Annotated in this window: 3 protein-coding genes; 2 read left to right on the plus strand and 1 reads right to left on the minus strand. The window is 25.7% G+C overall.

Annotation, left to right across the window (positions count from 1 at the left end; translation table 11 throughout):
- The first annotated feature begins 176 nt into the window (after nucleotides 1-176).
- Complete coding sequence (locus ACERKK_RS12570; RefSeq protein ID WP_373773421.1) at nucleotides 177-677, plus strand: glycine zipper 2TM domain-containing protein; 501 nt, start codon at nucleotides 177-179, stop codon at nucleotides 675-677.
- Between the two features lie 42 nt (nucleotides 678-719).
- Here the strand turns inward: ACERKK_RS12570 and ACERKK_RS12575 are convergent, their stop codons facing one another.
- On the minus strand, nucleotides 720-1,547 hold the full coding sequence (locus ACERKK_RS12575) for a flagellin (protein WP_373773422.1): 828 nt from the start codon (nucleotides 1,545-1,547) through the stop codon (nucleotides 720-722).
- A 108-nt stretch (nucleotides 1,548-1,655) separates the two neighbouring features.
- Between ACERKK_RS12575 and ACERKK_RS12580 the strand changes: the two genes are divergently transcribed.
- Complete coding sequence (locus tag ACERKK_RS12580; RefSeq protein WP_373773423.1) at nucleotides 1,656-2,177, plus strand: exonuclease domain-containing protein; 522 nt, start codon at nucleotides 1,656-1,658, stop codon at nucleotides 2,175-2,177.
- Nucleotides 2,178-2,299 lie beyond the last annotated feature (122 nt).

Here is a 2,299-nt window from a genome sequence, read left to right on the forward strand (position 1 = left end):
ATTAAAAGATTTGGAATAAAAGATAAATCAAAACTTTCAAAAGAAGAACTAAATAAAGCACTAGATGTATACTGGCAAGAGTATAAAGTATTTGGTAAATTAAGGTAATTAACTTTCACAATCAATGCACAATTTGAATATATACTCTCTTATAAATTAAAAGTAAGGAGTATGTTATGAAAAGAATTTTAGCATTAATTTTAATCATTACAACATTTGCATTTTCAAGAGAAAGTGTAAGTTATACACATGCTTATGTAACACATAGTGAAGCAATTTATGAATATAGAAATAATAGAGTTTATGATGACTATGACGAAGAAGAATATCATAGAAGTAATTATAATAATCATTCAACAAATACTAATAATATAGGTCTTGATACAATTGTAGGTGGAACAATAGGTGTTATTATTGGTAATCAAATAGGAAAAGGTAATGGAAATACAGCTGCAAAAATTGCAGGTGGTCTAATAGGCGCTTCAATTGCTAATCATACAAGATATGATAATAATTATACTTATGTTAATCATCCAAAAAAAAGACATTATAGAAATGTAAAAGAAAAAGTTCTTGTAGGATATAGAAACTATTTTACTTTTGAAAATATAGAGTATTCAAAAATTACAAAAAGACCTAAAAAAAGAATTAGAATAACAAAAACAATTAATTTTTAAAGCAGAGTTAAAATATAAAAAGCCAAAACTTTTAAATAAGTTTTAGCTTAATAATCTACTAACTGTTTGTTGTGTAATATTTGTTGATTGTGCTACACCATAAGCACCAATTTGAGCTAAAATATTTTGTTTTGAGAAATTTGATACTTCTTTTGCATAATCTGTATCAAAAACAGAATTAGCCTCTAAAGTTTGATTTCTTTGTGTAATTAAATTTCTATTTGCACTTTGAAGTTCATTTTGCACAGAACCAATATCACTTTGGATACTTCCTAGTTTTGTACTAGCATTATCAAGAGTATCTAAGAAACCTCTTGCAGTATTTGCATCAAATGTTCCTTCATCTTGAGTTAATAGCCCATCTAATCCTAAACCTTGAGTATTAGATTGAATACCTGATAATTCAACTAAACTATTTTCTTCACTTCCTGTTTGAAACTGTTGTGTCTGAGTTGCACTTTTATCATCAGACGTATTTTGTAGAAGATTTTTTTCATTATAAGTTGTATTACTTGCAATATCATTAAACTGTGTTAATAAAGCTTTTACATCTTTAAGAATAGCTTCTCTTCCATCTTGATTTGTTGTGGCTGTAGAGGCTTGTAAGAGTTTTTCTTTAACATTATCTAATATATTTGATTGTTCTTTTGTAGCACCATCAGCAATTTGAGTATAAGCTATTGCTGAATTTGTATTTTCAATAGCTTGAGTATCTGCATTTCCTTGTGCTATTAAATCATTCGCAATTGCTAAACCAGCTGGATTATCACTAGCTTTATTTAAGTCTACTGCACTTGAGATTTTATTTAATGCTTGATTGGCATTTAAATATGTATTTTGGTTAAGTTGTGAGTTATTATTAATTTGCATTTTGAACTCCTATTGTTTCTAATTTTAATACTTTAAAAATTAAACTAATATTAAGTGAACCTTAATTTAATTAGGTATAATCTCATCTATTAAATACAATGGAATAAAATGATTATATTAGATTTTGAAACAAACTCGCAAAATATCGCAGATGTTATAGAAATAGCAGCTGTAAAAATAAAAAAAGTAAATAATGAATATAAAGTATTGGATAAATTTCATAGATATTATTTATCAAGATATCCTCTAAATCAGTACTCTTATGCAGTTCATAGGTTAACTCCTGAATTAATTTTAGATTATAGAAAAGATAAGTCTTATAGTTCATATTTTACAGAAGATTTAGATTTTATAGAATTTTGTAAAGGAACTAAAACATTAGTTGCTCATAATATATCTTTTGAATTAAGACATTTAGATAAAGTGGTGGAATTTGAAAATCACTTTTGTACAATGAAGGAGAATAAAAAATTAGTAAAAGCTGTAAATAAAAATGGAAATATTAAGAATCCAAAATTAAATGAAGTTTGTGAGTTTTATGATATAAAATTTGATGAGAAAAAACATCATAGTGCAACCTATGATGTTTCAATAACTTTTGAGATTTTAAAGAAAATGCAAAACTTATAGAAGTTTATTTTCCAAAACTTCTATTAGCATCTCTTTTTGTTTTTTTCTTTTTAGCTATAGGTTTTTTTGATTTATCATTTGGTCTTTTATGATTTGATCTATCAATTCTTCCCTTTTTTTGG

The organism is Poseidonibacter sp. (assembly GCF_041821165.1).
In the GTDB taxonomy this organism is placed as follows: domain Bacteria; phylum Campylobacterota; class Campylobacteria; order Campylobacterales; family Arcobacteraceae; genus Poseidonibacter.

Excerpts from the sequence above, each read along its gene's own strand:
- ACERKK_RS12570 (WP_373773421.1), top strand. The coding sequence starts at position 177 with ATGAAAAGAATTTTAGCATTAATTTTAATCATTACAACATTTGCATTT.
- ACERKK_RS12580 (WP_373773423.1), top strand. The coding sequence starts at position 1,656 with ATGATTATATTAGATTTTGAAACAAACTCGCAAAATATCGCAGATGTT.
- ACERKK_RS12575 (WP_373773422.1), bottom strand. The coding sequence starts at position 1,547 with ATGCAAATTAATAATAACTCACAACTTAACCAAAATACATATTTAAAT.